Raw genomic sequence first — 24589 nt, 5'->3', positions numbered from 1 at the left:
CTCCGCTGCATATCCTTGAGGGCTTTCTTTCCCATATCGCATGCTTTCGCCGCCTTGGCGAAGGGCAGTGCCGCTCACGGCAAATTATCCACCGGGACGGGCTTGCCAAGTTGGAATACTCATTATACCAGTCCAGCCATCACGTCACCCGGAATCTCGCGGGCGGCCAGAGGAGCGACATCGACGATGATGACCACCGTCACCTACCGCATCGAGACGCCCGGCAGCGTCGAGGCCATGGCGGAGAAGATCGCCAGCGACCAGTCGACCGGCACCTTCGTCGAACTGCCGGGCGAGACGCCGGAGCTGAAGGCGCGTGTCGCCGCCCGTGTTGTTGCGATCCGCGAACTGCCCGACGCCGAACACCCGACCTGGCCGGAAGCCGCCCCCGGCACGCGGCTGAAACGGGCCGATGTCGACATCGCCTTCCCGCTGGAAGCGACCGGCACCGATCTCGCCGCGCTGATGACGATTGCGCTCGGCGGCGTCTTCTCGATCCGCGGCATGACCGGCATCCGCATCGTCGACATGACGCTGGCAGATGCCTTTCGCGGCGCCTATCCCGGCCCGCAATTCGGCGTCACCGGCACGCGTCGGCTGACGAGCGTCGAGACGCGGCCGATCATCGGCACCATCGTCAAGCCGGCGCTGGGCCTGCGCCCGCACGAGACCGCCGAGATGGTCGGCGAACTGATTTCCTCCGGCGTCGACTTCATCAAGGATGACGAGAAACTGATGAGCCCGGCCTATTCCTCGCTCGCAGACCGGGTGAAGGCGATCATGCCGCTGATCCTCGACCACGAGCAGAAGACCGGCAAGAAGGTAATGTATGCCTTCGGCATTTCCGCCACCGATCCCGACGAGATGATGCGCAACCATGATCTGGTGCTGAATGCCGGCGGCAACTGCGCCGTCATTAACATCAATTCGATCGGCTTCGGCGCCATGTCGTTCCTGCGCAAGCGCTCCGGCCTGGTGCTGCATGCCCACCGCAATGGCTGGGACATGCTGACCCGCCATCCCGGCGCCGGCCTCGATTTCAAGGTCTGGCAGCAGTTCTGGCGGCTTCTCGGCGTCGACCAGTTCCAGATCAACGGCATCAAGGTCAAATACTGGGAGCCGGACGAAAGCTTCGTCGCCTCGTTCGAGGCCGTCAGCACGCCGCTGTTCGATCCAGCCGATTGTCCGCTTCCGGTCGCAGGTTCCGGCCAGTGGGGCGGACAGGCGCCGGAAACCTACCAGCGCACCGGCCGGACGCAGGATCTGATGTATCTCTGCGGCGGCGGCATCGTCAGCCATCCGGACGGACCGGCGGCCGGCGTGCGCGCCGTGCAACAGGCCTGGGTGGCGGCGGTCAACGACATCCCGCTCGAAACCTATGCCCTCGACCACCCCGAACTCGCCGCCTCGCTGAAGAAATTCGGCGGCAAGGACGCCTGATGACCGACCATCTGCTGCTTTCCTATTACGGCGACGATTTCACCGGCTCGACCGACGTGATGGAATCGCTCGCCGCGCGCGACATCAAGACCGTGCTCTTCCTCGGCGTGCCGGATGAAACCCTGCTTGCCCGCTTCTCCGACTGCCGCGCCGTCGGCATCGCCGGCACCAGCCGCAGCGAGACGCCGGACTGGATGCACGAGAAACTGACGCCGGTCTTCCGGTTCCTGAAGTCGCTGAAGGCGGAGATCTGCCACTACAAGGTCTGCTCGACCTTCGATTCCAGCCCGACGATCGGCAATATCGGCACGGCGGTGGAAATCGGCCGCGCGCTGTTTGAGCAGGACTGGGTGCCGCTCGTCGTCGGCGCGCCGCAATTGAAACGCTACACCGCCTTCGGCCATCTCTTCGCCGGCTACCAGGGCGCCACCTACCGCATCGACCGCCATCCGGTGATGAGCCGCCATCCGGTGACGCCGATGGACGAGGCAGATCTCGGCCTGCACCTCGCCCGCCAGACCGCCCTCCCCTGTCGCCTCGTCGATCTCGTCGCCCTTGCGGCGCCGGATGCGGATGCGCGCGTCGACGCGCTGGTCGAGGGTGCCGACGGCATGGTGCTCTTCGATGTCGACAGCCTCGAATCACAGGCGCGGGTGGGACGCCAGTTGCAGCGGCTGAAGCGCGAGGGCGGCTGGTTCGTCGCCGGCTCCTCCGGCGTCGAATATGCGCTGGTCGATGCCTGGATGAAGCACGGTATCGGCGGGCCGGTCGACTTCCCCCTGCCGGGTGCAGTCGAGCGCATGGCCGTCGTCTCCGGCAGCGTCTCGCCGACGACCGAGCGGCAGATCCGCCACGCGACCGCCAACGGCTTCGACGGCGTCGGCCTCGATCCGCTGGCGCTGGTCGGCGAAAGCGGCGATGCGGCGATCGACGCCGCCGTCGAGAGCGGCATCAAGAGCCTGAAGACCGGCCGCAGCGTGTTGCTCTATTCGGCGCTCGGCCCCTCGGCCGATCGCGGCGCCGATATCGACAGGGTCGCCGGTGCCCGTCATCGCCTCGGCCGGGCGCTCGGCACCATCCTGCGGCGCCTCGTGGAGGCGGAAGGCCTCACCCGCGCGGTGATCGCCGGCGGCGACACGTCCAGCCACGCCCTTGCCGAATTGAAGGTGCAGGCCCTGACGACGCTGCTGCCGCTGCCGCAGACGCCCGGTTCGCCGCTCTGCACCGCCCATGGGCTGCATGCGCCGACCAACGGTCTGCAGATCGCGCTGAAGGGCGGGCAGGTCGGCGCAGATGATTATTTCTCCCAGATCCGCGAGGGCCGACAGGCCTGAAAACCCGCATGCCCGCCTGTTAACACAGACGCATACTGATTGACTCATCATACCAGTTATCTTAAACCAACCTCGAACGAAGATCGGGTGGATACATGACCGCAATTGCACTGTTCGGCGCCGGTGGCAAAATGGGCTACCGGCTCGCCAAGAATCTCAAGGGTTCGCGCTTCGACGTGCGCCACGTCGAAGTCAGCGACGTCGGCAAGGCACGCCTCAAGGACGAGCTCGGCTTCGACGCCGTGCCGGCCGATCAGGCGCTCGCCGGCGCCGAGGTGGTCGTGCTCGCCGTGCCGGACACGGTCATCGGCAAGGTTGCCGCCTCGATCGTCGACAGACTGGTGCCGGGCACCATGGTCGTCATCCTCGACGCCGCCGCACCCTTTGCCGGCCACCTGCCGGATCGTCCGGACCTTACCTATTTCGTCACGCACCCCTGCCATCCGCCGATCTTCAACGACGAGACCGACCCGGCCGCCAAGCGCGACTTCTTCGGTGGCGTCGCCGCCAAGCAGCACATCGTCTCCGCCCTGATGCAGGGTCCGGAAGAGGCCTATGCGCTCGGCGAGGAGGTCGCCAAGGTGATCTGGGCGCCGGTCATGCGCTCGCACCGCGTCACCGTCGAGCAGATGGCGCTGCTCGAGCCCGGCCTGTCGGAAACCGTCTGCGCCTCGCTGCTCGTCGTCATGCGCCAGGCCATGGACGAATGCGTCGCCCGCGGCGTGCCGAAGGAAGCCGCCCGCGACTTCCTGCTCGGCCACATGAACGTGCTCGGCGCGGTCATCTTCGACGAGACGCCCGGTGTCTTCTCCGACGCCTGCAACAAGGCGATCGAATTCGGCGTTCCGGTGCTGATGAAGGACGACTGGAAGCGGGTCTTCGAACCGCAGGAAATCGCCGACAGCATCCGCCGCATTACCTGATACGGTCCTAAGATCCGGCGCCGTCCCGGCCTGACCGCCCGGGCGGCGTCTTCGCCTGGGGCTCTGGAGCCTGTCGGGGAAACGTGGAATCCGGTTTCCCAGAGAGACAAACGATATCAAGAGAAGCGAGCGTCCGTCCGGTCTAGGATGAACCCGACAGACGCGGGAGCATGTCCGGTCGAAGCGGAATCGCTTCGGCGTCGGACGATGCGGAAAGAACAAAAGCGTGGAGCCGCTCCGATGATTTCGTTTTGATCGGATGCTCCAGGCCGATCGCATGATACCGTCCCGCCCGCGGCCATGCCGCGAGGGATGGACCGGGAGAAGGGTGGAGACATGGCAGACCTGCGTGGCGCGCTGATCGGTTGCGGCTTTTTCGCGATCAACCAGATGCATGGGTGGACGGATGTCGACGGCGCCGAGATCGTGGCGATCTGCGACCGGGATCCGGAACGCCTGAAAATCGTCGGCGAGCAGTTCGGCATCGCGCGGCGCTACACCGACGCCGCCGCCCTCTTTGCCGACGGCGGCTTCGATTTCGTCGACATCGCCACCACCGTCAGCAGCCATCGGGCATTGGTCGAGATGGCTGCCGCGCATAAAGTGCCGGCGATCTGCCAGAAACCCTTCGCCCCCAGCCTTGCCGATGCCAAGGCGATGGTCGCGGCGATGGATGCGGCCGGCGTGCCCTTGATGATCCACGAGAATTTCCGCTGGCAGGCGCCGATCCAGGCGGTGCGCGCGGCACTCGACGCCGGCGCCATCGGCACGCCCTTCTGGGGTCGCTTCTCCTTCCGCTCCGGCTTCGACGTGTTTTCCGGCCAGCCCTACCTCGCCGAGGGCAAGCGCTTCATCATCGAGGATCTCGGCATCCACACGCTGGACATCGCCCGCTTCATCCTCGGCGATGCGACCCGGCTGACGGCGCGGACGAAGACCGTCAACCCGAGGATCAAGGGCGAGGACGTCGCCACCATCCTGATCGACCACGACAATGGCGCGACCTCGATCGTCGATGTCAGCTATGCGACCAGGCTGCCGGTCGAGCCCTTCCCGCAGACGCTGATCGAACTCGACGGCACGGAGGGCACGATCCGCCTCGGCCTCGATTACCGCCTCGACGTCACCAACGCATCCGGCACCACCGTCACCGACGTCTCGCCGGCGCTGCTCTCCTGGGCCTCCCGCCCCTGGCACAACATCCAGGAAAGCGTCTTCAAGATCCAGGAACACTGGGTCGCCAGCCTGACGGCCGGCACGGAGACCTCGACCTCGGGCACCGACAACCTGAAGACCTTCGCGCTGGTCGAGGCGGCCTATGAAAGTGCCGCGACCGGGCAGCCGGTCGAGATCGCGGCGCTCGTCGCATGAGCGCGCTTGGCCCCGAAGACGCCTTCCGCCTTTACGGCACGCCGCGCACAGAGACGCCGCCGGTGCGCCTGACCGCCGGCCGTCTCTCGGTCGATCTCGCCGGCGGCAATCTCCGGACCCTACGCTATGACGGCGTCGAGGTGTTGCGCGCCGTCTCCTATCTGGTGCGCGACCGTGACTGGGGCACCTATGACCCCGTCATCGCCGATCTCAGGATCGACGAGGCCGGGGAGCGTTTCTCCGTCTCCTACACCGCCGCCTGCCAGGGACCGGATGGGACGACGCTCGCCGTCACCGCCCGCATCCTCGGCGAGAAAGGCCGCCTGACCTTCGCCGCCGAGGCGCTGACGCCGACAGGCTTCGAGACGAACCGCTGCGGCTTCTGCATCCTGCATCCGATCGTCGGTGTCGCCGGGACGCCGGTGAGGGTCGAGCATGTCGACGGATCGATCGTCGAGACCGCGCTGCCGGACACGATCGACCCGTGGCAGCCGTTCAAGGACATGCGCGCCATCACCCATACCGCGCTGCCGGGCGTCACGGTCGCCTGCCGCATGGAGGGCGACACCTTCGAGATGGAGGACCAGCGCAACTGGTCGGATGCCTCCTACAAGACCTATGTGCGGCCGCTGGCGCTGCCCTGGCCCTATCGGATCGAAGCCGGCGCGCCGGTGCGCCAGGTGATCACCCTGACGATTTCGGACGCGCGCAGCGAGACGGCGGTTGCGACTGGCGTTGGCGATGTCGTCACGCTGACGCCAGGCAGCGACGAAGGAACCCTGCCGGCGATCGGTCTCGTCGTCACGCCCGAAGACGCCAAGGCCGTGCTCGCCGCGCGCGACACCCTGTCCGCCATCGGCGCGCAGGAACTGCTCTTCCACTTCGATCCGACCGCGGGACACGGCGCCGACGCGCTTGCCGATTTCGCCGCGATCCTCGAGGGGCATAGTGGCACCTCGACGCTGGAGATCGCGGTTGCATGCAAGGGCGATCTCGGCGAGGAACTCTCCGGCATCGCCGCACTTGCCCGCGAAGCGGGATTCCGGCCGGATGCCGTGGTCGTGGTTCCCTCGGTCGACCGCCAGTCGACGCCGCCGGGAAGCGTCTGGCCGGACTGCCCGCCGCTCGACGACCTCTATCGCGCCGCCCGCAAGGCCTTCCCGGATGTGCGGCTCGGCGGCGGCATGCTCAGCTATTTCACCGAGCTCAACCGCAAGCGCGTGCCGGCGGAGGCGCTCGATGTCATCACCCATTGCACCAACCCGATCGTGCACGCCGCCGACGATCTCTCCGTCATGCAGACGCTGGAGGCCCTGCCCTTCATCACCCGTTCCGTACGGGCGATCTATGGCGACATGCCCTACCGCATCGGCCCCTCCACCATCGCCATGCGCCAGAACCCCTATGGCAGCCGGACGATGGACAATCCGCAGGGCGTGCGTATGGCGATGGCCAACCGCGATCCGCGCCACAACGGCGCCTTCGGCGCCGCCTTCGCCCTCGGCTATGCGATCGCGGTCGCGCCGGCGGCACTTGAGACCCTGTGTCTAAGCGCGCTGACCGGACCTTTCGGGCTGATCGCCGGCGAGGGCGAGCCGTCCGCCGCCGGCACACTGCGCCCGCTCGGTACGGTGGTGGCCCGGCTGGCGGCGCTCGGCGGCAGCCGGTGGCAGGCGGCCCTGTCGTCCGCACCGAGCCGCGTTCTTGCGATGACGATCACGACGGACAAGGGAGAGCGCGTGCTTGCCGCCGTCAACCTCACCGCGGACACGGTCGCGGTCGACCTCTCGGCCCTTGGCGGCGAGCGCCTCGTTCTCGGCCCCTATGCGGCCGATATCATCACGTTCCCCTGATGAAGAGCATGCGGGCCCGGCGCCGGTGATGCCGGCGCCGGGCGGCAGACGTCAGCTCATCCAGTTGCCGCCGTCGACGTTCAGCGTCTGGGCGACGACATAGCCAGCGGCATCGGAGGCGAGGAAGACGGCGGGTCCGGCGAAATCCTCCGGCCGGCCCATGCGCCCGGCCGGCACGGCCTCGCCGACGAGGCGCTTCTTCTCGCCGAGCGGGCGGTTTTCATACTTGGCGAACAGGGCGTCGACGCGCTCCCACATCGGCGTATCGACCACGCCCGGGGCGATCGCGTTGACGCGGATGCCTTCCTTGACCAGTTCGAGGGCGAGCGACTGGGTGATGCTGATCACCGCCGCCTTGGTCGCGCAGTAGAGCACGATGTTGGCCTCGCCGCGCCGTCCGGCCTGGGAGGAGAGGTTGATGACCGAACCGCCCTCGCCGTGCAGCCGCATCTTCGCGACGACCGCCTTGGTGACGAAGATCAGGCCGCCGACATTGATGTCGAACTGCCGCCGGTACATCTCCTCGGTGACCTCCGCGATCGGCGCCATGTCGAAGACGCCGGCATTGTTGACGAGAATGTCGAGCCGGCCGAAGCGGGCGACGGCCTCGTCGACGGCTTCGGCGATCGAGTCGCCGCTGCGCACGTCGAGCCGCACGGCATGGGCCGACGCGCCGAGCCTCGACGCAAGCTCCGCCGCCGCCTCCGTCTCGATATCGGCGATGACGACCTTCGCGCCTTCCGCGACATAGGCGGTGGCGATCGCCGCCCCGATCCCGCGCGCGCCACCCGTGATGAACGCGACCTTGCCCTTCAACTGCATGTTTTCCTCCATCTTCCGATCTTCGGCCACACCCCGGGGCCTGATCGCAGCCACAGGGAAACCGGGAGCAACCGCTCCATGCGGCCACCCTAGGGCATGAGACGAAAAACCGAAATCCGTCCCGGGAAATATGCAAGGCGATTTAATGCGTTATAGCGCCGTCTCCACGGAATGTGCGGCGCTCGAGGAAAAATTCGATGGTGGCGCACCCGACAGGATTCGAACCTGTGACCTTTGGAATCGGAATCCAACACTCTATCCAGCTGAGCTACGGGTGCTTTGCGGGATGTCGTTCCATCCCGGGCCGAATGGGCTGGTTCTTATCCCAGGAAGGCGCGGGGTTCAATCCGGAAAATACCGGGCGGCGGAAAAAGCCGCGCCGGCGGTGGCCGGGCGTGGCCGTTGGCGGTTACTGGATCGGCTCGAAGCCCAGTTCAGTGGCGTCGAAGGGTTTTTCGTCGAGCGTTGGGGCGGCGGAGAGAAGCGCTTTCGTGTAATCGTGCTTCGGTTCGAAGAAGATCGAGCGGTTGTCGCCGATCTCGACCATCTTGCCGAAATACATGACGCCGATGCGGTTGCAGACCTTCCGCACCATCGCAAGGTCATGCGAGATGAACACGTAGGTCAGGTCGTTGGTCTCCTGCAGCTTCGCGAAGAGATCGATCAGCTTGGCCTGCTCGCCCTGGTCGAGCGCCGACAGCGTCTCGTCGAGGATCAGAAGCTTGGGCTCCAGCACCAGCGCGCGGGCGATCGAGATGCGCTGGCGCTCGCCGGTCGACAGCGCGTTCGGCAGGTCGTCATAGATGCCGGTCGGCAGGCCGACGGCGTTCATCGCCGCCTTCACCCTCTCGCGCATCTCCGGCTTCGGCACCGAGCGCAGGCGAAGCCCCTCCTCGATCATCCGGCCGACCGTCATGCGCGGCGGCAGCGCGTTGTAGGGATCCTGCAGCAGGAGCTGGAATTCGCGGCGCTTGTCGAGCAGTTCCTTGCCGCTGAAGGCCGACAGCGAGGCGCCGCCGAGGCGGATGTCGCCGCTGTCCGGCTTTTCCAGCCAGGTCAGGAGACGCGTCAGCGTCGACTTGCCGCAACCCGACTCGCCGACGATGCCGAAATTCTCGCGCGGCATGATGTCGAAGGACACGCCCTGGACGGCCCGCACATGGTTGAACTGCCCGAAGGAGCCGCGCTTGCGCACCTTGTAGGTGCGCGAGACGTCGCGCACCTCCATCAGCGGCTTGTCGCCGGCCCGCGCCCGGTCCGGCGGCATCTCGTTGGTCGACCAGATGCGCGGCACATGGGTGATGGCGATGCGGGTATAGTCCGTCTTCGGCGCGGCCAGCAGGGCTTCCACCGGCTGTTCCTCGACGATCCGGCCATTGTGCAGCACGCCGACGCGCTCCGACACCTGCCGGAGCGCGGGCAGCGAGGAGGCGAGGAAGACGACGGCCATCTTGCGCTTGAGGCAGAGATCCTTCAGCAGCGAGACGATCTGCGCGGCGACCGTCACGTCGAGCGGGCGGATGATGTCGTCGGCGATCAGCACCGCCGGGTCGGCGCAGATCGCGTCGACGATCATCGCGCGCTGCATCATGCCGCCGGAATATTTCGACGGATAGTCGTGGAAGCGCTCGTTGGGAGAGGCGATGCGCACCTCGTTCAGCAGGTCGAGGACGCGCTTTTCCGCGTCCGCCCGCGTCAGGCGCGGCTGCACGCCCATCAGCTTCTCGACGATCTGCGGCCCGACCGGCACGGTCGGGTCGAGCGCGCTCTGCGGCTTGGCGCCGATATAGGCGATGTCGCGGCCGACGACGATGCGGTTCGACCCCTTCGTGCGGATGTCGCGGTCGGCGAAGGTGATGGTGCCGGCTGTCTGGGCGACGCCCGCAGGCAGCCAGTTGGCGAGCGCCCGGCCGAGCATGGTCTTGCCGGCGCCGCTTTCGCCGTAAATGCCGTAGATCTCGGAATTGGCGACGGAGAAGGACACATTGTCCAGGATGGTCCTGTCGCCGGCGGCAACCTTCAGGCCGGCGACGTTGAGGATGGTCTCCGACGACATCAGCGGGCTCCTGCGTAAACGGCGTTGCGGGCTTTTTCGAGCGAGGCGCCCATCAGGTTGATCGCGGTCAGCGCCACGGCGAGGAAGACGCCCGGACTGGTGGCGATCCACCAGGCATTGATGAGGTACTTGCGGCTGTCGGCGATGATCGAGCCGAAGGAGGGCGTCGGCGGCTGGATGCCGAGGCCGAGGAAGCCGAGGATCGCCTCGAAGATCATCATGCGGGCAATGTCGAGCACGGCGACGAAGGCGATCGGCGGCAGGATGTTCGGCGCGGCGAAGAGAAGCAGGATGCGCCAGTCGCCGGCGCCGACAACGCGAAGCCCGCGCACATATTCCTTTTCCCGCTCGGTGACGGCGGCGCTGCGGGCGACGCGGGCGTAGAGCGGCCAGCCGGACAGGCCGAGCACGAGGATGATCGTCGGCACGGTCGGCTTGGAGATGCCGAGGATGGTGATGGCGAGGATGATCATCGGCAGCGAGAGCTGCGCATCGGTGATGCGCATGATGATCGTGTCCCACCACTTGCCCTTGAAACCCGCGAGCAGGCCGAGGCCGCAGCCGACGATGAACATCAGGATCACGGTGATGACGCCGATCATCAATGAGTAACGCAGGCCGACGAGGCAGCGCATCAGCATGTCGCGGCCAAGCTGGTCGGTGCCGAGCGGATGGGCCCAGCTCCACTTGTCGCCGAGGAAGAGCGGCGGCAGGAACTTCTCCTTCACCACCATCTTCGTCGCGCTGACCGAGGAAACCTCCGGCCAGACGAGGGAGAAGACGAGCAGCACGGCGAAGACCCAGAAACCGATCTGGAAGGCGGTGCTGCGCCAGGCGGTCTTCAGGATGCGCATCGACACGGAGGAGGCGCTTGCCGCCGCCGGCGGCACGGTTCCGACATAGGGATCGGCGAGATCGGTCATCGGCTCAGAGCTCCACGCGCGGGTCGATCATGTAGGCGATGAGATCGACGATGATGTTGATGAAGACGAAGACGGCGCTGATGGTGATGGCGATGCCCTGGATGACGGGGAAGTCGCGGCCGACGACGGAGGTGACCGTCAGGTGGCCGAGGCCGGGATAGTCGAAGATGTATTCGACGACGAGCACGCCGCCGATCAGCGTCGAGAGCTGGATGCCGAGAAGGTTGACGAGCGGCACCGAGGCGTTGCGCAGCGCATGACCGAAGACGATCTTCTGCCGCGACAGGCCGCGCACCTTCGCCTCGTCGATGAAGTAGGACTGCATCACCTCGCCGAGCGAGGTCGTCAGCGTGCGGATGATGAAGGGCGAGATCTCCACGGCGAGCACGATCGCCGGCAGGATGACATAGGCGAACCCCTTGTAGCCGAGCGCCGGGATCAGCTGCAGCTTCACCGACAGGAAGAGGATGAGGATGATCGCCAGCCAGAAATTCGGGATCGACACGAACAGCGACTGCATGCCGAAGGCGAGCCGGTTCTGCCAGCCATGCGGATTGAGGCCGCCGGCGATCCCGATCGGCAGGGAAATGACGAGCGCCAGCATCAGCGCGGAGGCGGCCAGCTGCAGCGTCAGCGGCACGCGCTCGAGGATCAGCTCCCAGACCGGGGCCATGTCCGCGCGCGTCGGATCGACATATTCGCCGCCGGCGGCGATCATGCCGCTCTTCGGACGCAGGTAGGATTGCCCCATGTCGCCCGTCAGCAGATTGCCCATGTAGCGGCCGTACTGGACAAGGATGGGATCGCGCAGGCCCATCTTCTCGGCGACCTCCTCGACCACATTGTCGGGCGCCATGCCGCCGACGATGAGGCGAACCGGATCGCCCGGAACGACGCGCAGAAGCGTGAATATCAGACAGGAGGTGATCGCGATGATCACGAAGCCCTGCAGGATGCGCTTCACCAGAAATTCGACAAAAATCATACGCCTTGCCTATCGTTCAAGAGGCGGTCGTGGCCCTGTTCCGGTCTGGCCCGTCCTCGCGTATCGCCCCGTTGAAACGGGAGGCAACCCGAAGGCGACGGCTCGCCGGGTTCGAGACATCCGGTTTCCCGTTCCGCACGAGAGGAAACCGCCCGCCGCGGTCTCCCCGTCGCGACGGCCATGCCATGCATCGTCCCAAGCCATGCATCTTCCGTCGCCGGCGCCGGCCGACGAACGGCCGTCTCCGCCGTGCGGGGCACGGCGGAGACGGGATCCCTGCGATGATCAGGCGAGCGTCGCCTTGGAGACGTCCTGCATGCCGTTCGGGTAGATGTAGAGGCCTTCCAGGCCCTTGGTGTAGGCGTGGATGAAGACGGAGGAGAACAGCGCGAGCGCCGGCGCCTTGCGGGCAATCGTCGGCAGCGTCTCTTCCTGCAGCACCTTGCGGCGCGCGTCGACGCTCGGCGCGTTGCGCTCCTTGTCGAGCACGGCATCGATTTCCGGATCGACGATGCCGGTGATGCGCTTCGACGAGGAGTGGAAATGCGTGCGGATGACGAGGTCCGGCTCCGGCGAACCCGTGCACCAGCCGCAGTCGATCATGTTGCCTTCGCCGCCGCCGGGCTTGTCGTAGAGCAGGTTGCCCCAGGCCGCCACTTCCAGCGTCTGCAGGTTCACCTTGAAACCCTGCTCCTGCAGCATGCCGGTGATGAGCTCGGCATATTCCTTGGTTTTCGGGTAGAAGCCGACGGAGGTGTAGTAGGTCAGTTCCGGCAGGCCCTCGCCGCCCGGGAACCCGGCCTCCGCCAGAAGCGCCTGGCACTTCTCGGGATCGAATTCCGGATAGTCGGCGACTTCCGTGTAGCCGAACTTGACCGGCGAGATATGCGCCTTCACCGGCGCGCCCGAGACGCCGAGGATCTCAAGGACCGACTCACGGTCGATCGCGTGGCAGGCCGCCTGGCGGATCAGCGGATTGTCGAAGGGCGCCTTCGAGCAGCGGAAGAACAGGTACTTGTTCTCGACCGACAGCGCCTTGGAAATGACGAAGCGGTCGTCGGCGGAGATGGTCTCGACCTGCTCGGCCTCGAGGCGCTCGATCATGTCCGCCTCGCCGTTCATCAGCGACAGCGTGCGGGTCGTCGTGTCGCCGACGAAGCGGTATTCGAGACCGGCGATCTTCGGCTTGCCGAGATAGAAGTCGTCATTGGCGACGAGGATGGTGGAATCGCCCTTCTGCTCGACGAACTTCATCGCGCCGGTGCCGTTCATCCGCGCGGAGAGCTGCGCCTTGTTCTCCACGTCCTTGGCCGCCATGATCGGCAGGAACGACGAGAGGTAGATGTAGAGCGAGGCCGGATAGCCGAATTCCTTGGTGTTGATGCGGCAGGTCAGCTCGTCGACGATGTCGATCTTGACCTGGCCCGGATACCACTGGGCCGGGCGGTCGGGCTGGCAGCCATATTCGTAGGTCGCCTTGACGTCGGCGGAGGTGAAGGGCGTGCCATCGTGGAACTTGACGCCCTCGCGCAGCTTCACTTCGAGCGTATATTCGTCGACCGGCGTCATCGAGGTGGCGAGTTCGAAGATCAGCTCTTCCGGATTGTCCGGCTTCATCGGCGCGCGCGTCAGATAGCCGAAGACATAGCCTTCGACGATGAGCTGGCCGAGATTGGTGTGGGTGGTCGGATCCCAGTTGCCGGTCAGCGCCTCGGCGCCGAGGAAGCGCAGCGTCTTGCCTTCCTGGGCGTAGGCGGACGTAAACAGGAAGTCCGGATTGATGCGGCCGACGCCGGCGGCAGCGGCGACGCCCATGGCGCCCTGGAGAAGGCTTCGTCTCGTGACCATTACATGTTCCCCATTTTTGGATCGTGAACGTTCCGTGGCAAGGCGCATCCGCTTGTCAGGGCTGACGCCGGCCGCAGCACAGGGTTTCCTCTTCCCGTGTCGCGTCCGACCTCAAACCGCGGCTTGGCGCCCGTTGAGCGAAACTGTAGCCGAAAACGCCCGCCGCCAAATTCCTGCTAGTCTACTTTTCCGTTTCCAGGAGTAGGCGGAGACGGAAGGCGCCATGTCGCAAATCGACAAGCGCCTGCAAGCGGCGCGCGCACCGGCCCCTTGCCCGCGGACCGGAAACCCGCAGAATGGCGTCCGCGCGTCTGGATCTTTTGGCCGCGCGATCCATGTCCTGCGGGTCGCGGCGCAAACGGCCCTTCCCGCGGACGGCCGGGACAGACGAAAACAGCAACGGGAGAGAACCATGCCAGTTGATGCGAAATACAAGACGAAGGCCACGGCGAGCGGCGGCGGCCGCGACGGCCGCACCGCCCTTGCCGACGGGACGCTGGAGCTTCAGCTTGTCGTGCCGAAGGAGCTCGGCGGCCCGGGCGGCGACGGGGCGAACCCGGAGAAGCTCTTCGCGCTCGGCTACTCCGCCTGCTATCTCGGCGCGATGCGCGTCGCCGCGGGAGAGCTGAAGACCAAGGTTCCGGAGGGCACGACCGTGACGGCCGAGATCGGCATCGGGCCGCGCTCGGAAGGCGGCTTCGGCATCACCGCCGCGCTCGACGTCTACCTGCCGGGCATGCCGGAGGATGAGGCGCGCAAGCTCGTCGAGGTGACGCACGGGATCTGCCCCTATTCGAACGCCATCAAGGCGAGCGTCGACGTCAAGACGACGACGCGCGGCTGAGGTCGAAGGCGGCATGTCCTTAAACGGACGTGCCGCCCGCCTCCGTCTCGGGCGTCTCCCGCGAGGCCCGGACCGGATCTGACCTCCGGACCATGCGTGAAGGCGGAGAAAGGGAGCATTCCGGTGAACGCCGGTTCACCGGACGTACTCTTGTCATTTATATTCACCGCAGTCTCCAACGCCGAAGCGATCCCGCTTCGGCTGGAAGTGCCCTAGCGCCAGCCGAGCGCCGGCGCCACATGGGTCAGGATCGAGTCGATCACATGGGCGTTGTAGTCGACGCCGAGCTGGTTCGGCACCGTCAGCAGCAGCGTATCTGCTTCCGCGATCGCCTCGTCCTTCTTCAGCTGCTCGATGAGGACATCCGGTTCCGCCGCGTAGCTGCGCCCGAAGATCGCGCGCGTGTTCTCGTCGATGAAGCCGATTTGGTCGTCCTCCTTGCCGCTGCCGCCGAAATAGGCGCGGTCGCGGTCGTTGACGAGGGCGAAGATGCTGCGGCTGACCGAGACGCGGGGCGTGCGGTCGTGGCCGGCCGCCTTCCACGCCTCGCGATAGGCGCGGATCTGGGCCGCCTGCTGCACATGGAAGGCCTCGCCGGTCTCGTCGTCCTTGAGCGTCGAGCTTTGCAGGTTCATGCCCATTTCGGCCGCCCAGACCGCGGTCGCGTTCGAGCCGGCCCCCCACCAGATCCGCTCGCGCAGGCCCTCGGAATGGGGTTCGAGGCGCAGGAGGCCGGGCGGGTTGGCAAACATCGGCCGGGGATTGGGGCGGGCGAAGCCCTCGCCTTTCAGCACGTCGAGGAAGACCTCGGCATGGCGGCGCGCCATGTCGGCGTCGCTCATGCCCTCCTGCGGCTGATAGCCGAAATAGCGCCAGCCGTCGATCACCTGCTCGGGCGATCCCCGGCTGAGGCCGAGCTGCAGCCGCCCGCCGGCGATGAGGTCGGCGGAGCCGGCATCCTCGGCCATGTAGAGCGGGTTTTCATAGCGCATGTCGATGACCGCGGTGCCGATCTCGATCGTCTTCGTCCGGGCGCCGACGGCGGCGAGCAGCGGGAAGGGAGAGGCAAGCTGCCGGGCGAAATGGTGGACGCGGAAATAGGCGCCGTCCGCGCCGAGTTCCTCCGCCGCCACCGCGAGGTCGATCGATTGCAGCAGCGTGTCGGCCGCCGAGCGGGTGCCCGACTGCGGCGACGGCGACCAGTGGCCGAAGGAAAGAAAGCCGATTTTTTTCATTGCATCACTCCCGGGCGGTGCCGATGCCCCGCCATTGAACCTGTCTTGCCCTCGCATATAGCGAGGCCCGGACGCGTGCGCGAGGCGCGGGACGTGAACGGACCGTTTCGGGCTGGATGCGCCAGGCGCAACAGGATGTGAAAGGACGGGCAGTCCGGAACTCGGCCGGGACGCCGGTCACGCGGAACGCGCCTCCGTTCGAGCGCACGGACGGTCCCTGGCGGCGCTGAGCCTGCTCCGGCTGCAACCCTCTGGTGTTTCCCGCCGGTTCGTGGGACCAATGCAGACGCTGTGCCCAAATCTCCCATCCTCGCGACAGGAGCGGCCGATGCTGACCATCGTCTACACGCTGTGCCTCTGGGGTGCCGCGATCGGCTGCGGACTGATCGCCGGCGTCTACTTCGCCTTCTCCGCCTTCGTCATGCGGGCGCTTTCCGCCCTGCCGCCCGAGAGCGGCGCGGCGGCGATGCAGTCGATCAACGAGGTGATCCTGCGCTCCGCCTTCATGCCGCTCTTCGTCGGCACGACGCTCGCCGCCCTCGCGCTGGTCGGGATCGGCATTTTCCGCTGGGGCACGCCCGGCGCGCCGGAGGCGGTGCTCGGCGGGGCCACCTACGTGACCGGCATGGTCATCGTCACCCTCGCCTTCAACGTGCCGCTGAACAGCCTGCTCGCAGGCGCCGCCGGGGGGCCGGAGGCGGCGAAGGTCTGGTCGCGCTATCTCAGCGACTGGACCTTCTGGAACCATGTGCGCACCGGGGCGAGCCTTGCCGCCTGCCTGCTGTTCACTCTATCGATCCGCGCCGACTGAGCACCGTCACCGGCAGGTGAAGCCGCCGTCGATCGGCAGAGAGACGCCGGTGATCATCGAGGCGGCATCGCTCAGAAGGAAGACGATCGGCGCGGCGACCTCGTCTTCCGTCGCCCAGCGGCCGAGCGGCATCTGCGCCAGGAACGGCCCGCCGACCTCCGGCTTCGTCCAGTGGCCGGTGGCGATCGGCGTCATCACCACCGTTGGATTGACGCTGTTGACGCGGATATTGTAGCGGCCGAGCTGCAGCGCCGAGACGCGGGTGATGTTGTCGAGCGCTGCCTTGGACGAGCCGTAGGAGATATGGCCTTCCAGCGCCACCAGCGCCGCCTGGCTGGAGACGTTGACGATCGCGCCGCCCCTGCCGAGCCGCACCATCGACTGCGAGGCATATTTGGTGACGATCAGCGCGCCGCGCGCGTTGATGGCGATCACCTTGTCGAAGACGGCGATGTCGGTCTCCATCGGCGTGGCGATCTCGCCGCCAAAACCGCCGCAGTTGACGACACCCCAGAGGTCGAGGCCTTCGAGCGCGTCGCGGATCTCCGTCTCCGATTCGAGATCGAAGGCAAGCGTGCGGCAGCCGGTCTCCTTCGCGATCGCCTCGAGCGCCGCCTTCGAGCGGCCGGCCGCGATCACGTCGGCATTGGCCTTTACCAGGTGGCGCACGGTGGCGCCGCCGATGCCGCCGCTGCCGCCGGTGACGAGAATGGTGCGGCGATTGAAATCGGTCATGTCGGGGTCTCCTCGCAAGAGCTGAAGGGTCAGGCGGCGCCTTCCAGCGCCGGGGCGCGGTCGCGCGAGACGCGGACGCCGGCCGCGTCGAAGAGGTGGCAGGCGTCGGCGGGAAAGGCAACGCCGATCTCCTCGCCCCGCCGCGCGCGCCGGCCCTTGCTGTCGCGCACGAGCAGGTTGTCGCCGCCGGTTGAGAGATGCAGGAAGGTGTCGCTGCCGAGCATTTCGACGACCGCCGCCGGCCCGCGCCACACGGCCGCCTCGGGGGCGACGAGTTGCACATGTTCCGGACGGATGCCAAGCGTCACCGCCGCGCCCGCATCCACCGGCCGGGAAAGCGCCACGTCGATGCGGGGGCCGAGATCGAGCGCGACCGTCGCCCTGCCGTCGCGGGCGACGACAACCCGCCCCGGCAGGAAATTCATCGCCGGCGAGCCGATGAAGCCGGCGACGAACAGGCTTTCCGGCCGCTCATAGAGATCGAGCGGCGCGCCGACCTGCTCGATCCGCCCGCCATTCATCACGACGATCATATCGGCGAGCGTCATCGCCTCGACCTGGTCGTGGGTGACGTAGATCATCGTCGAGGCGAGTTCGGCCTTCAGCCGGGCGATCTCGACCCGCATTCCGACGCGAAGCGCGGCATCGAGGTTCGACAGCGGTTCGTCGAGGAGGAAGAGTTTCGGCTTGCGCGTCATCGCCCGGCCGATGGCGACGCGCTGGCGCTGGCCGCCGGACAGTTCGCGCGGCTTGCGGGAAAGATAGGCGCCGAGCTTCAGCTTCTCCGCCGCCCTGCCGACCCGGTCGACTATGTCTGCGCGGGCGGTGCGGGCGATCTCCAGCCCGAAGCCGATGTTGCGGCCGACCGTCATGTGCGGATAGAGCGCATAGGACTGGAACACCATGGCGACGCCGCGCTCCGGCGGCTCGGCGCCGCTCATGTCGACGCCGTCGATCAGCAGACGGCCGGAACTCATCGGTTCCAACCCGGCGATGATGCGCAGCAAGGTCGACTTGCCGCAGCCGGAAGGGCCGACGAGCACGCAGAACGCGCCGTCAGGAATGGTCAGCGACAGTTCCGGGATCACGGTCAGCGCGCCGAAACGCTTGGTGATGCGGTCGAGGGTCAGCGTCGCCATGGGTGGTCAACCTTTCACCGCGCCGGCGAGCAGGCCGCGCACGAAGGCGCGCTGCACCAGCACGTAGAGGAGAATGAGGGGAAGCGCGATCAGCGTCAGCACGGCGAAGAGCGCGCCGGGATTGGCCATGTAGAGGCCGGAATACTGCATCGGCACGATGGTGAGCGTCTTCATCTCCGCCTTGGTCAGCACGATGAGGGCGAGGAAGAACTCGTTCCAGGTGACGATGAACTGCCAGATGGTGACGAAGACCAGCGCCGGCCTGACGAGCGGAAGCGCCACGTGCCAGTAGGTCTGCCAGGCGTTGCAGCCGTCGACGCGGGCGGCCTCAAACAGTTCCTTCGGCGAATCCTCCATGAAGGCCTTGAGGATGACCATGGCGAAGGGCACGCCGAGCGCGGCATAGGGCAGGATCAGCCCGATATAGGTGTTCACCCAGCCGAAGGTCTTGAGCAGGATTGCGAGCGGCAGCACCAGCGAGGCGAGCGGCACCATCAGCGTCGTCAGCAGCGTCGTATAGAGGAACATCGTGCCCCTCAGCCTGAGGATGGCGCAGGCGAAGGCGAAGAGCGAGGAGACGGCGACGACGATGACGACGGTGGCAACCGTGACGATCAGGCTGTTCAGGAAGATGCTGCCGAGCGGGTTGTCGCGGATGACGGTGAGAAAATTGTCGAAGGTCACCGGCCAAGTGATCAATTGCGGATCGAAGGCCTGCGACGGCGTCCTGAGGCCGACCGAGAGCATGTAGACCTGCGGCACCATCCAGAAGGCGAGCACGACGAAGAGCACCGCATGGATGACGATCGGCCCGAGACGGGGCGCTTTTCGCACAGCAGCAGGCATCAGGCGCGCTCCCTTTCGGCCGGCGTCAGGCGTGCACCGAGCATGACGATCTGCGCCAGCGACAGGACGAGGGCTATGACGAGGACGATGACGGAGAGCGCCGCGCCGCTGCCGGTGTCGCCGAGGACGAAGCTTTGCTTGAAGATGTAGGTGCCGAACACCTCGCTCGCCCGGTTCGGGCCGCCGCCGGTCATCAGGTGGACGATCGGGAAGGTCTGCAGCGTGCCGATGACGCCGAGAAGCGCGAGCGACTTCGTCGCCGGCGCCAGCATCGGCACGATGACATGGACGGCGAGCCGCCAGCCCGAAGCGCCGTCGACGCGGGCGGCATCGAGAACCTCGGACGGCAGGTTGGCGATGCCGGCGATGTACATCAGCATGGAGAAACCCGTCCACTGCCAGATGTTGACGAGGATCAGCGCGTAGATCGCCGTCGACGGATCGCCGATCGGCGAGGTCGACATGACGATGCCGACCTGTTTCAGATATTCCTGGGCGATGCCGTAATAGGGCGCGTAGATCTGCACCCAGACGAGGCTCACCACCGAGACGGAGGTGACGACCGGCAGGAAGAACATGGTGCGGAAGAAGCCGCGAAACGTCGTGGTATGCCGCTCGATGAAATAGGCGAGCAGCCCGCCGATCAGCATCTGCACCGGAATGGTGATCACGCCCCAGAGCGTCATGTTGACGACGACGGTCCAGAAGGCCGGATCGGAGACGATCGCCGTATAGTTGGCAAGCCCGGCGAAGGTCGCCGCACCGGCTTCGCCGCGCCCGTAGAGGCTCTGGCCGGCGACCCAGAGGATCGGATAGGCGATGAAAACGGTGAAGAGCAGCACCGCCGGCAGGGCGAAGAGATAGACGAGCGACCGGTCGGGCCGAACCCTCGGGCGGGCGACGGCCGGCTCGACGGCGCGCAACGCTTCGACTTGCATAGGAAACACCTTTCGCAACCCGCGGCCGGGCGGATGACACGCCCGGCCGCGTCTCGTCCTGGGGCGGCGTTACTTGGCGGCGAGCGCCTTCTTCGTCGCCTCGTCGACGGCGCCAAGCGCTGCTTCCGGCTCGATGCTGCCAGCTGCGACGCCGGCCAGCGCATTGTCGAGCGCCTCGGCGACTGCCGGCGAGGCGAAGCGCTGGTTTTCCGCCTTGGGCAGGTCCGCCATGAAGCGGGCCGACATCTCCTTCACATGGTCGGTGAGGTCGCCCTTGGGCGAATGACCTTCGAAAGCCGGCAGGTCGTTGAGGTCGTTCAGCGCCTCCTGCAGGCCGACGCCGTTGGTGAGTTCTGCGAGGAAGGTCCAGGCCGCCTCGTTCTTCGCGCCGTTCTTGGTCAGGCCGTAGCCGATGTCGATGCCGCCGACCGGCGGGCTCGCCGGATTGCCGTCCTTGACCGGCGGCATGTAGAAGAAGTCGAAGCCGTCCATGTTCTGGACGTATTCGGAGAGCGGCGGCGGGAACTTGCTTTCCTGCATCCACCAGGAGCCGAGCGCCATCATGCCGACGCGCCCTTGCGCGAAAAGCTGCGCGCCGGTCGGATAGGCATGGGCGCCGAGCGCGCCCTGCTGGAAGATACCATCGTCGAAGAGGCCCTTCCACGCCTTCATCGCCTCGACGAGTTCGGGCGAAGTCCAGGCGACCTCGCCGCCTTGAGCCTTGTCGACGATGCCGGGCGAGAACTGGTTGGCGAGCATCAGGAAGACGTTCTCGTTCTGCCAGCCGTCGGCCGCGCCCTGGAACATCGGGATCTTGCCGGCATCCGTCAGCGCCTTGGCCGCCGCCTTCAGCTCGTCATAGGTCTTCGGTACCGAAAGCTTCAGTTCTTCGAAGAGCTTGCGGTTGTACCAGATGCAGAGAACCTGGGACTCCTGCGGAATGATGTAATAATTCTGATCGCCCGCCGGATTGCCCATCAGCATCTGCTTGCGGTTGACCGGGAAGATCTTTTCCGCCCAGTCGGCGCCCCATTCCTTGGCGGCGCGCTCGTTCACCGGTTCGAGATGCTCGCGATACTGCTGGGTGAGCGAGCCCGGCTGAAGGCCGACAACGTCGGGCAGGCTGCCCGAGGCGGCGGCCGCCTTCAGCGCGGTGATGTATTCCGGGGCATAGTTGTAATAGGTGTAGGTGACCTTGACGTCCGGATGGGCCTTCTCGAAGGCCGCGACCGATTTCGCCATCGTGCTCTGCACGAACCAGGACCAGACGGTCACTTCCTTCTGTTCGGCGAAGGCGGAACCGGTGGCCAGCGCGGCGGCAAGAATCGTCGTCGCGAGAAAAAGCGTCTTTCTCATCGTTACTCCTCCCAGTTGTTCTCAAAGAAGCGCGCCCCGGCCTCGCCGCGACGCCCATGCCGACCCCTCCCCGGGCCGCATTCAGTCAAGCCGGCGCCGCGGTTCTCCCGGCCGCGACGCCGCCTGTCGTCTCAGGGCCGGCCCGCACCCTCCCCGCCTCCACGCGGGGAACGGCAGGCCGGCCGAAGGCGCCTCGCCTCAGGCCGCCTTGACGGCGGCGACCTTCAGCACGTCCTCGGTGATGACGCGGTCGTCCGCCAGCGGACGCACCGCCGTCAGGCCGAGGGTCTGCAATTCCCCGTGATAGGCGCGCACCGCCTCTTCCGGGCCGATATTGCCGTCAGCGACGGCGCGCATCAGCACGAGGAGGTTCAGCGGCGCCTCGGCGAGGTTGATCTTGCGGCCGAAGAGGGCGAGACGGCCGCCATACTTCTCCGACTGGGCGACCAGCTCGAACGTGTCGCGCGTGGTGCCGGCGCCGCCGCCGAGCACGCCGACGATCAGCTCCGAATCGAAGCTCGCCAGCTCTTCGAGCGCGCGCGGGCCGTTATAGGGGATCTTCAGGAATTCAGGGCGCTCGGCCCGCGGAACGCCGGCGAGCGACTTCAGGATATGGTCGTTGAGGAATTCGCCGGTCTGCTCGCGCGAAAGCCCGATCTCGACGTTCGGATTGAAGACCTCGTAGAAATACTTGAACTTGTAGGCCGCAGCCTCGGCGCGGAAGGCGGCGAAGGCATCCAGCGTGCGGATGTCGCGCTCGACGTCGTTGGTGAACGAGCAGGAGTAGAGGCCGAGGTCCGTGCCCTTGTTCGGATAGTCGGCGATGACGCGCTCGATGTTGGTGTCGCGGAACGGCACCGACGGCGTTGCCGCATAGGTGCCGTGGCGCACGCCGGCCCAGCACATCGTCTCGAGGTTGGCGCGGATCGCCGGCTTGACGGCGGAATTCTTGAACACGCCGCGCTCGTCGAGCAGGTCGAGGTTCGACTGCGTCACCAGCATGATGTCGACGATGTCCTGCTCGACAATATCGACGATCTGCTGGATGAACTCCTGGCGCGTGCGCCGGCGCGGCGGCTTGACCGAATAGTCGAAGCCGGTCGCATTGACGCCGCCGCCGGCATCCGGATCCTTGGCGTCCGCGATGATGAAGTCGGTCGGCTTGTAGCGGCCGGCCCTGATATTGGCCAGTTTGGTGTCGAGTCTGGTGACCATCGATGTTTCCTCGGAGTGATTGAACCGTTCTTGGCGCGGAGCGCGTGCCCTTTCGGCGCCTGTTCCCCGCCATATGACCGATCCTTCCATAATCTGTCAATATCTCTCCAAAGCAATCGTCTGCTTTCATCAATATGTCATCCGGGCGCCGGCCCCGGCGGGAAACCTCCGGGATATCGCCAGCGTTTCAACGGGTTGAGGACAGGTTTTTCCGCGGCCTGCCCGCTTCGGGCAGGCGCCCGGCTTTTGTGCGCGCGGAAGACCGATCGATCGGATCCTTCTCTAAAATATTGTTAAAACATCATTCTTTCCACACCCGTCAGGCGGATCCGGATCGCGACCTTGCCCTGCGACGACAAGAAACAGGCTCTGCTCCCGCCCTTCCCCGACCCGCGCATCGGGAAGTTTCTCCGAGAGCGATTGACGCTTTGACAGAGAATGATAGACCTTGGCGCAAACGACGCTGCGGGAGGCGCAGGAGGATTGATGACGACGATGGTTGAATGGGCTGGGCACTACGGGGCGCTCGTGGCGGCGCTTTCCGAAAAGGGCCGGTCGGGTGCCTTTGACGGGATGGGACTGTTTCTTTGCGGGATGAGCACCTGCATCGACGCGCGCGTCGACATGCATGCCATGGAGCCGCTGCTGGCGGCGCAGCCGGGCACGCCGGCGCACGCGCTGATCACGATGCTGAAGGGCCGCGTCGCGCGGGGCATCGGCGGCGAGACACGCTTCGAATGGCCGGAAGGGCCCGCCTGGCTGCGCACGCGGCTCCATCCGCGCCATGCGCTCGGCGGCACCGGCGCGCAGGCGGCCTGGGTGCTGTCGAAGCTCGGGGTGCGCTCGCTCGTCGCGCTCGAAGACCGCTATGCGCTGATGCTGAGCCAGATCCCCGATGGCGTCCTCATCGCCGAGGATGGCGAAGCAAAGCCGGCCGGCGCCATCCGCGTCCAGGCCGAGGATGTGCCCGAGATCTACATTTTCGAATACACAGCAGGCCGGCCGGTCGGCGACGTGACGCCGACACGCTCGTCGCGCATCATCGTGCGTTTCGAGGACCGGGGCGTGCAGGTGGACGAGGCGTTCGAGGCGCTGTCGGCGGAGATCGCCGGCACCGCGGCCGCCGGCCTCATCTCGGGGCTGAACGACGAGGCCCCGGAAAACGTGCCCGCCGCGAGCCGGCGCGTCTTCGACATGGCGCGCGGCTGGCGGAAAGCCGGCCTCGACACGGTGCATTTCGAGCTCGCCGGCTACACCTCGCAGGTGGCGCTTTCGCAGGCGCTCGACGAATCGATCGGGGCCATCACCTCGCTCGGCATGAGCCATTCCGAACTCATCGCCATGGACGCGGGCGCGGAGATGCCGATGGCGGCGATGATTGCGCTCGGCGAGCGCCTCGGCCTCCAGCGTGTCTGCATCCATGCCGACAACTGGGCCGCCTCGGTGGTCACGGGCGATCCCGAGCGCGAACGGGAGGCGCTGATGACCGGCTGCGCGCTGGCGCAGGCCCGTGCCGCCGCCGGCCGGCCCGTCGCCGAGATCACCCTTCATCCCGACGCACGCTTCGAGCCCCTGCCCTTTCCGGAACGTCACCGCGAAGGACGCTGGACCTTCGTCGCCTGCCCCTCGCCCTATCTGGAAAAGCCGGTCACGACGCTCGGCCTCGGCGACAGTTTCACCGCCGGCTGCCTGCTGGTCCTCGGGCAGAGGCCGGAAAGCGGTCCGGACGCGTCTTATCCAACGCCCGCAGGCGCACACCCTTCCAACAGCAACCAGACCGCATAAGGTGCCACTCCATGTATCTCGAGAAACATCGTCTTGACGGCCAGACGGCGCTCATCACCGGCGGCGGGCGGGGCATCGGCCTCTGCGCGGCGGAGGCGCTGGCGGAAGCGGGCGCGAAGGTGATCCTCTC

General features: G+C 66.5%; 21 protein-coding genes and 1 tRNA gene. 9 read left to right on the top strand and 13 right to left on the bottom strand.

Annotated elements, in window-relative coordinates; genetic code table 11:
• Positions 1–186 precede the first annotated feature (186 nt).
• The 5 genes from oiaX to apnL all read left to right on the top strand — a co-directional run bounded on the left by oiaX (position 187) and on the right by apnL (position 6921).
• Complete coding sequence (gene oiaX, locus ACEVQ6_RS05060; protein ID WP_374887833.1) at positions 187–1440, top strand: 3-oxo-isoapionate-4-phosphate decarboxylase OiaX; 1254 nt, start codon at positions 187–189, stop codon at positions 1438–1440.
• On the top strand, positions 1440–2774 hold the full coding sequence (locus ACEVQ6_RS05055) for a four-carbon acid sugar kinase family protein (protein WP_374887832.1): 1335 nt from the start codon (positions 1440–1442) through the stop codon (positions 2772–2774). The genes oiaX and ACEVQ6_RS05055 overlap by 1 nt, the downstream gene beginning before the upstream one ends.
• Before the next feature lie 95 nt (positions 2775–2869).
• Positions 2870–3697 carry a phosphogluconate dehydrogenase C-terminal domain-containing protein gene (locus ACEVQ6_RS05050; protein ID WP_374887830.1) on the top strand — a complete coding sequence of 276 codons (828 nt, stop codon included), beginning with the start codon at positions 2870–2872 and terminating at the stop codon, positions 3695–3697.
• Positions 3698–4033: 336 nt separating this feature from the next.
• On the top strand, positions 4034–5068 hold the full coding sequence (locus ACEVQ6_RS05045; protein ID WP_374887828.1) for a Gfo/Idh/MocA family protein: 1035 nt from the start codon (positions 4034–4036) through the stop codon (positions 5066–5068).
• Positions 5065–6921: a D-apionate lactonase gene (gene apnL, locus ACEVQ6_RS05040; RefSeq protein WP_374887827.1), complete on the top strand. Its 1857-nt coding sequence runs from the start codon at positions 5065–5067 to the stop codon at positions 6919–6921. The genes ACEVQ6_RS05045 and apnL overlap by 4 nt, the downstream gene beginning before the upstream one ends.
• Before the next feature lie 51 nt (positions 6922–6972).
• Here the strand turns inward: apnL and ACEVQ6_RS05035 are convergent, their stop codons facing one another.
• The 6 genes from ACEVQ6_RS05035 to ACEVQ6_RS05010 form a co-directional block, all read right to left on the bottom strand.
• Positions 6973–7743: an L-iditol 2-dehydrogenase gene (locus tag ACEVQ6_RS05035; RefSeq protein ID WP_374887826.1), complete on the bottom strand. Its 771-nt coding sequence runs from the start codon at positions 7741–7743 to the stop codon at positions 6973–6975.
• A 201-nt stretch (positions 7744–7944) separates the two neighbouring features.
• Positions 7945–8021, bottom strand: a tRNA-Arg gene (locus tag ACEVQ6_RS05030).
• Between the two features lie 131 nt (positions 8022–8152).
• Positions 8153–9799 (bottom strand): ABC transporter ATP-binding protein, encoded by a 1647-nt coding sequence (locus ACEVQ6_RS05025; RefSeq protein ID WP_374887825.1) that lies wholly within the window; start codon positions 9797–9799, stop codon positions 8153–8155.
• Positions 9799–10722 (bottom strand): ABC transporter permease, encoded by a 924-nt coding sequence (locus ACEVQ6_RS05020; RefSeq protein WP_374887824.1) that lies wholly within the window; start codon positions 10720–10722, stop codon positions 9799–9801. Before ACEVQ6_RS05020 ends, ACEVQ6_RS05025 begins: the two co-directional genes overlap by 1 nt.
• Before the next feature lie 4 nt (positions 10723–10726).
• Positions 10727–11707, bottom strand: coding sequence for an ABC transporter permease (locus ACEVQ6_RS05015; protein ID WP_374887823.1), 981 nt, complete (start codon positions 11705–11707; stop codon positions 10727–10729).
• Positions 11708–11992: 285 nt separating this feature from the next.
• On the bottom strand, positions 11993–13555 hold the full coding sequence (locus ACEVQ6_RS05010) for an ABC transporter substrate-binding protein (protein ID WP_374887822.1): 1563 nt from the start codon (positions 13553–13555) through the stop codon (positions 11993–11995).
• Between the two features lie 412 nt (positions 13556–13967).
• Between ACEVQ6_RS05010 and ACEVQ6_RS05005 the strand changes: the two genes are divergently transcribed.
• Positions 13968–14399 (top strand): organic hydroperoxide resistance protein, encoded by a 432-nt coding sequence (locus ACEVQ6_RS05005; protein ID WP_374887821.1) that lies wholly within the window; start codon positions 13968–13970, stop codon positions 14397–14399.
• A gap of 212 nt (positions 14400–14611) precedes the next feature.
• Here the strand turns inward: ACEVQ6_RS05005 and ACEVQ6_RS05000 are convergent, their stop codons facing one another.
• Positions 14612–15634, bottom strand: coding sequence for an LLM class flavin-dependent oxidoreductase (locus ACEVQ6_RS05000; protein ID WP_374887820.1), 1023 nt, complete (start codon positions 15632–15634; stop codon positions 14612–14614).
• Between the two features lie 328 nt (positions 15635–15962).
• Between ACEVQ6_RS05000 and ACEVQ6_RS04995 the strand changes: the two genes are divergently transcribed.
• A complete protein-coding gene (locus ACEVQ6_RS04995; RefSeq protein WP_374887819.1) occupies positions 15963–16445 on the top strand; it encodes an anthrone oxygenase family protein in 483 nt (160 codons plus the stop codon).
• A 6-nt stretch (positions 16446–16451) separates the two neighbouring features.
• On the opposite strand, the gene ACEVQ6_RS04990 is transcribed toward ACEVQ6_RS04995, so the two are convergent.
• The 6 genes from ACEVQ6_RS04990 to ACEVQ6_RS04965 form a co-directional block, all read right to left on the bottom strand.
• Entirely contained in the window at positions 16452–17180 is a 729-nt protein-coding gene (locus ACEVQ6_RS04990) for an SDR family oxidoreductase (protein ID WP_374887818.1), read from the bottom strand.
• A 29-nt stretch (positions 17181–17209) separates the two neighbouring features.
• Positions 17210–18319, bottom strand: a complete 1110-nt coding sequence (locus tag ACEVQ6_RS04985; RefSeq protein ID WP_374887816.1) for an ABC transporter ATP-binding protein — start codon at positions 18317–18319, stop codon at positions 17210–17212.
• A 6-nt stretch (positions 18320–18325) separates the two neighbouring features.
• Positions 18326–19165: a carbohydrate ABC transporter permease gene (locus ACEVQ6_RS04980; RefSeq protein WP_374887815.1), complete on the bottom strand. Its 840-nt coding sequence runs from the start codon at positions 19163–19165 to the stop codon at positions 18326–18328.
• The gene (locus ACEVQ6_RS04975; protein ID WP_374887814.1) at positions 19165–20103 is read right to left on the bottom strand and encodes a carbohydrate ABC transporter permease; all 939 of its coding nucleotides are present in this window, start codon (positions 20101–20103) and stop codon (positions 19165–19167) included. Before ACEVQ6_RS04975 ends, ACEVQ6_RS04980 begins: the two co-directional genes overlap by 1 nt.
• A gap of 69 nt (positions 20104–20172) precedes the next feature.
• On the bottom strand, positions 20173–21459 hold the full coding sequence (locus tag ACEVQ6_RS04970; protein ID WP_374887813.1) for an ABC transporter substrate-binding protein: 1287 nt from the start codon (positions 21457–21459) through the stop codon (positions 20173–20175).
• Between the two features lie 198 nt (positions 21460–21657).
• A complete protein-coding gene (locus ACEVQ6_RS04965) occupies positions 21658–22674 on the bottom strand; it encodes a hypothetical protein (RefSeq protein WP_374887812.1) in 1017 nt (338 codons plus the stop codon).
• 486 nt (positions 22675–23160) lie between these two features.
• Between ACEVQ6_RS04965 and ACEVQ6_RS04960 the strand changes: the two genes are divergently transcribed.
• Together ACEVQ6_RS04960 and ACEVQ6_RS04955 are read left to right on the top strand one after the other, a co-directional pair.
• Entirely contained in the window at positions 23161–24459 is a 1299-nt protein-coding gene (locus ACEVQ6_RS04960; RefSeq protein ID WP_374887811.1) for an ADP-dependent glucokinase/phosphofructokinase, read from the top strand.
• Positions 24460–24470: 11 nt separating this feature from the next.
• The coding region (locus ACEVQ6_RS04955; RefSeq protein WP_374888209.1) for an SDR family NAD(P)-dependent oxidoreductase at positions 24471–24589 on the top strand (119 nt) is incomplete at its 3' end.

It is taken from the genome of Ensifer soli (genome assembly GCF_041928815.1).
Taxonomy (GTDB): domain Bacteria; phylum Pseudomonadota; class Alphaproteobacteria; order Rhizobiales; family Rhizobiaceae; genus JBHFEI01.
The sequence above is the reverse complement of the archived record's forward strand: the minus strand, read 5'-3'. Positions and strand labels throughout refer to the sequence as shown.